The organism is Amphritea atlantica (genome assembly GCF_900111095.1).
GTDB lineage: Bacteria > Pseudomonadota > Gammaproteobacteria > Pseudomonadales > Balneatricaceae > Amphritea > Amphritea atlantica.
In genome coordinates this window covers 91,728-98,873 of sequence record NZ_FOGB01000009.1, presented here as the reverse complement: position 1 = coordinate 98,873, position 7,146 = coordinate 91,728, and the positions used below count along the sequence as shown (strand labels likewise).

General features: G+C 51.6%; 6 protein-coding genes. 2 read left to right on the top strand and 4 right to left on the bottom strand.

The window, feature by feature from the left end:
- The first annotated feature begins 1,108 nt into the window (after positions 1–1,108).
- Positions 1,109–1,405 carry a hypothetical protein gene (locus tag BMY09_RS14800; RefSeq protein WP_175483556.1) on the top strand — a complete coding sequence of 99 codons (297 nt, stop codon included), beginning with the start codon at positions 1,109–1,111 and terminating at the stop codon, positions 1,403–1,405.
- Between the two features lie 244 nt (positions 1,406–1,649).
- Here BMY09_RS14800 and BMY09_RS14795 read toward each other — a convergent pair whose 3' ends face one another.
- The 4 genes from BMY09_RS14795 to xseA form a co-directional block, all read right to left on the bottom strand.
- Positions 1,650–2,411: an alpha/beta fold hydrolase gene (locus BMY09_RS14795; protein ID WP_091359881.1), complete on the bottom strand. Its 762-nt coding sequence runs from the start codon at positions 2,409–2,411 to the stop codon at positions 1,650–1,652.
- A 72-nt stretch (positions 2,412–2,483) separates the two neighbouring features.
- Positions 2,484–3,110, bottom strand: coding sequence for a BamJ family beta-barrel-assembly machinery protein (gene bamJ, locus BMY09_RS14790; protein ID WP_091359879.1), 627 nt, complete (start codon positions 3,108–3,110; stop codon positions 2,484–2,486).
- A 73-nt stretch (positions 3,111–3,183) separates the two neighbouring features.
- Positions 3,184–4,014, bottom strand: a complete 831-nt coding sequence (locus BMY09_RS14785) for a peptidoglycan DD-metalloendopeptidase family protein (RefSeq protein ID WP_091359877.1) — start codon at positions 4,012–4,014, stop codon at positions 3,184–3,186.
- Between the two features lie 9 nt (positions 4,015–4,023).
- Positions 4,024–5,394 carry an exodeoxyribonuclease VII large subunit gene (gene xseA / locus BMY09_RS14780; protein ID WP_091360079.1) on the bottom strand — a complete coding sequence of 457 codons (1,371 nt, stop codon included), beginning with the start codon at positions 5,392–5,394 and terminating at the stop codon, positions 4,024–4,026.
- Positions 5,395–5,560: 166 nt separating this feature from the next.
- On the opposite strand from xseA, the gene guaB reads away from it, so the two are divergent.
- A complete protein-coding gene (gene guaB / locus BMY09_RS14775; protein WP_091359876.1) occupies positions 5,561–7,030 on the top strand; it encodes an IMP dehydrogenase in 1,470 nt (489 codons plus the stop codon).
- The last annotated feature ends 116 nt before the right edge of the window (positions 7,031–7,146 follow it).

Sequence of the window (7,146 nt, the reverse complement as noted above, 5' to 3'; positions counted from 1 at the left end):
GCGTCGGGCTCGGCTCTTAATAAGGGCTGGAAGGTCGTCGGTTTATATTTGGCCCCGCTCCCACAACGGAAAGATAAGCTAATCGAAAGATTGGCTTTTTTTGCCTGAAATTCGGTGGTTTGAAGCTGGCATAGAAAGCGTCGGGCTCGGCTCTTAATAAGGGCTGGAAGGTCGTCGGTTTAGATCTGGCCCCCGCTACCACAACGGAAAACAAGACTAGCCGAAAGGTTGGTCTTTTTTTTGTCTGAAATCTGAGATCAGGCGTCGGGCTCGGCTCTTAATAAACGCTCGGGAAGGTCGTCGGTTTAGATCTGGCCCCGCTACTACAACGGAAAACAAGACTAGCCGAAAGGTTGGTCTTTTTTTTGTCTGAAATCTGAGATCAGGCGTCGGGCTCGGCTCTTAATAAACGCTCGGGAAGGTCGTCGGTTTAGATCTGGCCCCGCTACTACAACGGAAAACAAGACTAGCCGAAAGGTTGGTCTTTTTTGTCTGAAATTTGAGATCAGGCGTCGGGCTCAGCTCTTAATAAGGGCAGGAGGGTCGTCGGTTTAGATCTGGCCCCGCTACCAACGTAATAATTAAAGGTGTGTCGTAATGACATGCCTTTTTTGTGTCTGTAACAAAATCCTTTAAAGCCCGGGTTGAGTGTTTATGGTCGTGGCACTTGTCAGCTGTTTTATCGCGAAACCGGTTTATGCAGGTTAAAGGATGGTGTTTACTCACGGGCTTATAAAAAAGGCTTGTAATAAAGAGCAAAACCAGAGATGAAATGCCAACTGATTCTAATCAAATACACCTGCGTTAAGAACCCTGTCGTCATTGTGGAACAGGTTGTTATCCATTACCCAAGTTGGGTAATTTAACTGGCAAAAACTGATTGAGATCACTTTTTATACTGTTGGGCTGTGTTATCTTCTGTTCGTAACGTGATCAAACGAGCGTTTGTATAGAGGTTTGAGGCCTGGGGGGGCTAACAACACGTGAATTGATTGAAACTTCATTAGCTTTTAATAGGTGTAAGGCTATGAACAGATATCTGATTCCAGTAATGTCCCTCCTTCTGCTGCTGCCCTGCAGTGGAAACTGTGCCGGACTGGACGGCTTGATGGACATGATAGCAGGTGCAATCGGGCGTGCAGAATTGCAACAGAACGATAAGGAGCAAGCCGGCCAGTCTGAACAGCAGACTGAGCAGGAGATTGATCTCTCAGGCAAGTTCTATCAGATGGCGCGAAGCAACCGGTCTGGTCTGAATGTTGACACCGGTCAGTTTGTGTTGGTGCGGGTGTCATCCGGTGTGTATGCACTTTACAGTCTTAACTCTGAAGACCGAAAAGATCCCGGTGTGTGGCTGGGTAGTGTTAACGGGCGTCTGGGTATGGGAGTGTCGTATAAGTTCTGAAAACTGAAACTCACCAATGCCACTCAGTGGTAGTTGGTTTGATTTGCTGAGGGTGCATGTCAGCACTCTCTCCGGGGTAGTCGGGATCTTTAGTCATGGTTGTTAGTACCCGGCAGGTTAACAGAATTACTTGTAAAGTCTTCAACTGATCTGTTTCAGATCAATTCAGCACATTCCATCTGATCTTCTCTGATCATCAAGCGTGTATCAACTGCTCATACAAGGGCTGATATCTGCACTGTCATCATTTCAACAGATAGTTTAATACCAGTCGGGTAAACACTGAGGCTTTCTCCGCATGCGGCCAGTGTCCGGTGCCCTGTACCATCCGGTAGTCGGCTTTTGGGAACAGCCTGAGTATCTGATCGCGGTAGTCTGCAGTGATATAATCTGAGAGTTCGCCTTTAATAAACAGTACGGGCTTTTCGAAAGCAGGACCAGAGGGCGGCTTGCTAATCTCAGCATAACAGGCTTCCAGCACCGGCAGGTTCATCCGCCAGGCAAACTGTTTCGCTTCGGTTCGATAGAGGTTGGTGAGCAGAAACTGACGTACACTGAGTTCATCGATATAGTGCGCCAACTGCTGATCTGCTTCTCCACGGGACTTCAGGCTACCGAGTTGTACTGCATTCAGACCGCGGAATACATCGCTGTGGTGGTTGGGGTACTGTACCGGGGCGATATCGACAATAATCAGCTTGTCGACCCGTTGAGGGTGATTCATCGCCAGTTGCATAGCCACTTTTCCACCCATGGAGTGGCCCAGAATATGGGCGCTTTTCAGCCCCTGCTGATCCATCAGTTCGATAATATCATCAGCCATCAGCGGGTAGCTGGTGGTGTCGGTGTGGGGGGAGCGCCCATGGTTGCGCAGATCCACGGCATAAACCGTGAAGTGCTCTGACAGGGCTTTGATCTGTCCACTCCAGTTCAGCAGGGTGCCAAACAGCCCGTGCATAATGATCAGGGGGGCTCCGCTACCGGAGACCTGAAGGTGCAGTTGCATAAGTGTGCTCCATAAAAAAGACCGGGGCAGAAGCGGCCGGTCTTTAGTATTACAACAGTTGTGGATAACTGATTACAGAATATCCAGCAGCTCTACATCAAATACCAGCGTTGAATAGGGTGGGATACCGCCGGGTGAACCCTGGGCACCATATGCCAACTGATAAGGAACCGTCAGACGCCATTTAGCGCCTTTGGTCATCAGTTGCAACGCTTCAGTCCAGCCTGCAATCACACCGCCGACAGGAAATTCTGCTGGCTGGCCGCGATCATAAGAGCTGTCGAACACTTTGCCGTCGGTGAATGTACCATGGTAGTGAGTACGTACGGTCGATTCACGGGTTGGGCTTACGCCACCCTCTTCACCGGCAGTGATAATTTCGTACTGCAGGCCTGAATCGGTAACAAATACCTCTTCGCGCTGAGCGTTCTTCTCCAGGTAAAGCTCGCCTTCTGCGGCAGCCTCTTTCGCCAGCTTTTCAGCTTTTTCCTGCATGCGAGCCTGAATCTCGTTAAATGCAGCCTGGATTTTTTCGCCTTCGATGCTCAGTGCTTCACCGGCAAACGCTTCCTGGATACCCGCAATGACGGCATTCAGTTCAACGCCCTCAAAGCTCTGGTTGGCCAGGTGGTCGCCCATCTGACGGCCGATACCGTAGCTGGCGATCTGTTCAGTTGTTTCAAATTTAATATCAGACATGAGTACTCTGTCGGTTCGGTTTAAAGAGCGCAAAAGCCTATCATATTTAGACGCCTATATCTCGTCTGCAGTGTTACTGTTTAACAAACAGCAGGGGGTCAACCCTGGTGTTATTCAGGCTAACGCTCCAGTGCAGGTGAGGCCCGGTAACACGACCGGTTTTACCGATAGCGCCGATACTGTCGCCGGTATTAAGCTGATCGCCGATCTTTACATCAATTCTGCTCATGTGGCAGTACATGGTGGTGAGGCCATAACCGTGATCAATTATCACTGTGTTGCCATTAAAAAAGTATTCGCCAACGGCAACGACCTTACCCGGTGCCGGGGCGCTGATAGCCCCCCCCTGACCACCGGCAATATCCAGGCCGCTGTGAGGATTGCGTGGCTGGTCGTTGAAAAACCGTTTAAGGCCAAACGGGCTACTGAAACGGCCGGTGGCGGGTAGTTCAAAGTTCACACTGCTGATCTGAGGTGTGCTCCAGCTTTTGAATGCTGCAACCATCTCCGTTTTTTCGCGCTTATAGCGGGCCAGGTCCTGCTTGTTTGGATTGACGTGACGCTTGTTGGTAACGGTAAGCCGCTGCTCCTCATACTCTTTATCCTGAATCTGGAATGGAAAGCTCTTGCCATCGGCTTTCATCAGCTGATCTTTTGTAGCCTTAGCCGAGAGCGGAATACCGATCACCGCGACCCAGGACGCCTGTTGTGAAAAGGGCGTTTCTGTGGTGGGTAAAACCATCACCCGGTTACCCTTATACCAGGCAGATGGGGCCGTTGCGCTGTTCAGACCGGTGAGAGGTATCAGAGCGATACCGCCGGGAACCCTTGATTCCTGGGGCAGATCAACCGCTGCAGCGGAGTAGCTGAGTAACAGAGTGAATATAAAACTGAAAAGACGCATAGTGATTTTTTACTCCTGTATAACCTGAGTGACTCTGCTGACAAAGCGGCCCTTACTGAGTCGTGTTTCGACGGTGCTTTCTGGTGTTATCTGGCTGATATCCTGAATTACCTTACCCTGTTCATCCTGAACGATAGCGTAACCGCGGTCCAGCGTTGCCAGAGGGCTGACGCTGTTGAGTGTGGCCGCCAGGCCGCTGAGTTTAAGGTTGCTCTGTTTCAGATGGGTCTGGATCAGGGTGAATAATCTGTGCTCCAGCTCATCTTTACGCTGCTGCCCGGCGGCGATACGGGGCATCGGAGAGCAGCGCTGATAACGTTGTTGCAGCTGTTTGAACGTCTGTTTTTGTCGTTCAATGTGGTGTCTGACCGCACGTTGCATCCGCAGTTCAAGGTCATCCAGTTTCTGTGCCTGCTCCCTGAGTTTGTCACCGGGGTGGCGTAACCGGCTGCGGGTCCATTGCAACTGCTGTTGGCGTTGCTGATGGTTGCGCTGCCAGGCGCGCAGCAGTCGCTGCTGTAGTTGTTGCAGGCGCAGCAGAATCTGTTGCTGATCCGGGCTGATAAGTTCTGCTGCGGCCGAGGGGGTGGCGGCGCGCATATCCGCAACAAAGTCAGCGATAGACACATCTGTTTCATGACCGACAGCGCTGATGATGGGGATCTCGCTATGAAATATGCTGTGCGCTACGATCTCTTCGTTAAACGGCCACAGGTCCTCCAGAGAGCCACCACCACGACCGACAATCAATACATCACAGCGACCATCCTCATTTGCCAGTCGGATCGCATTGGCTATCTGAGCGGCGGCTTCACTCCCCTGTACGGCGGTTGGAAACAGTGTCACGGGGAGTGAGGGAAAGCGGCGTTTGAGCACGGTCAGAATATCGTGAACCGCCGCTCCGGTGGGTGAGGTGATCACGCCCAGGTGTTTCGGGTGAGTCGGGACCGGTTTTTTAAATGCCGGATCAAACAGGCCTTGTTGCTGCAGTTTGAATTTGAGCGCTTCATAGGCTTGCTGCAGTGAGCCGACACCGCTCTCTTCCATATAATCGCAGATCAGTTGGTAGTCACCCCGACCCGGGTATAAGCTGACTTTCGCCCTGACGACGACCTTGTCGCCGTTTTTAGCCTGGTATTTCAGGTATTGATTGCGGTTGCGGAACATCGCGCAACGCACCTGAGCGTCCCGGTCTTTGAGGGTGAAGTACCAGTGTCCCGAACTGGCTTTAACCACATTGGAAAGCTCGCCCTCCACGTGGATGGTGAGAAAAGAACTTTCCAGCAGGGATTTTACCTGGCGGTTGAGTTCGCTGACACTCAGAGCCCGGTTGTCGGTTCTGTTGGCGGTCTGATTCTGGGCGTGTGTATAAGGTTGCATAGTGCGCATATTAAACCAACCGATCATCGCTTTGTAACGGCTGTTTGGCAGAATGGCTGAATTGAATAAAAATGGCTGGGATTCGTTGCATTTTGATTGTCGGACGTTCGACAAAAGGCTATAATCCCGCGTCTTATTTTTTTAGACACTACAGGCAATCTCACCCATGTTGCGAATCGCTGAAGAAGCCCTCACTTTTGATGATGTTCTACTGGTTCCCGGTTACTCCGAGGTTCTGCCTAAAGACGTTTCGTTAAAGACACGCCTGACCAAAGGCATCGCCCTGAACATTCCTCTTGTCTCCGCCGCTATGGATACGGTTACTGAATCCGGCCTTGCTATTGCTATGGCGCAGGAAGGTGGTATCGGTATTATCCATAAAAACCTGACTATTGAGCAGCAGGCTGAACAGGTCCGCAAGGTCAAGAAGTATGAAGCCGGCGTTGTCAGTGATCCTGTCACCTGCAGTTCGGATATGAGCGTTGGTGAATTGAACGCCCTGTCTGCCCGTCTCGGCTTCTCCGGTTTTCCTGTTGTTGATAACGGTGAGCTGGTGGGTATTGTGACTGGACGTGATGCCCGTTTCGAAAAGAAACTGGAAGCCTCTGTTGCATCCATTATGACCCCTAAAGAGCGCCTGGTAACGGTGATTGAAGGGGCCGACCCTGATGATGTTCGCAACTTGCTGCGCAAACACCGGATCGAAAAAATTCTGGTGGTTGATGATCAGTTCGCACTGCGCGGTATGATGACCGTTAAGGATATGAATAAGGCGTCCACCCACCCGATTGCGGCTAAAGATGGTAAAGGTCAGTTGCTGGTGGGTGCTGCTGTTGGTACCGGGGCAGAAACGGCAGATCGTGTTGATGCACTGGTTAAAGCGGGTGTGGACGTGATTATTGTTGATACCGCCCATGGTCACTCCAAAGGGGTTATTGAGCGTGTGTCCTGGGTAAAACAAACTTATCCGAATGTTCAGGTGATCGGTGGTAACATTGCCACAGCTGAGGCAGCGGTGGCGCTGGCCGAAGCGGGTGCCGATGGTGTTAAGGTGGGTATCGGCCCTGGCTCTATCTGTACGACACGCATTGTTGCCGGTGTTGGTGTTCCACAGATCAGTGCCGTGGCCAATGTGGCCGCAGCGCTTGAACCTTACGGCGTACCCTGTATTGCTGATGGCGGTGTGCGTTTCTCTGGCGATCTGTCCAAAGCGATTGTAGCAGGTGCATCTGCTGTGATGATCGGCTCTATGCTGGCGGGTACTGATGAGGCGCCGGGAGAGGTTGAGCTGTTCCAGGGACGTGCCTATAAGTCATACCGTGGCATGGGGTCTCTGGGGGCAATGGCCCAGACCACCGGTTCTTCTGACCGTTACTTCCAGGATGCAGCGGAAGGTGCTGAGAAACTGGTACCGGAAGGCATTGAAGGCCGGGTGGCCTGTAAAGGTCCGATGGGTGGTGTTGTGCATCAGTTGGTCGGAGGGCTGCGCTCCTCAATGGGCTACACCGGTAGCCCGGATATTCAGACGATGCGTACGGTGCCACAGTTTGTTCGCATCACCAGTGCAGGCATGGCTGAAAGCCATGTTCATGATGTCAGTATTACTAAAGAAGCACCTAATTATCGCGTCGGATAATCGCTTCAGAATGATTAAAACAGGTGGGATGGCTTCGGCCCTCCCACTTTTTCTTTTTTAACACGCTGCTAAAACAGCCAATCGCCAGCATACACCTGCATAGGTATTGGCGATGA

Coding starts and splice junctions, on each gene's coding strand:
- BMY09_RS14800 (WP_175483556.1), top strand. CDS start 1,109: ATGGACATGATAGCAGGTGCAATCGGGCGTGCAGAATTGCAACAGAAC.
- BMY09_RS14795 (WP_091359881.1), bottom strand. CDS start 2,411: ATGCAACTGCACCTTCAGGTCTCCGGTAGCGGAGCCCCCCTGATCATT.
- bamJ (WP_091359879.1), bottom strand. CDS start 3,110: ATGTCTGATATTAAATTTGAAACAACTGAACAGATCGCCAGCTACGGT.
- BMY09_RS14785 (WP_091359877.1), bottom strand. CDS start 4,014: ATGCGTCTTTTCAGTTTTATATTCACTCTGTTACTCAGCTACTCCGCT.
- xseA (WP_091360079.1), bottom strand. CDS start 5,394: ATGCAACCTTATACACACGCCCAGAATCAGACCGCCAACAGAACCGAC.
- guaB (WP_091359876.1), top strand. CDS start 5,561: ATGTTGCGAATCGCTGAAGAAGCCCTCACTTTTGATGATGTTCTACTG.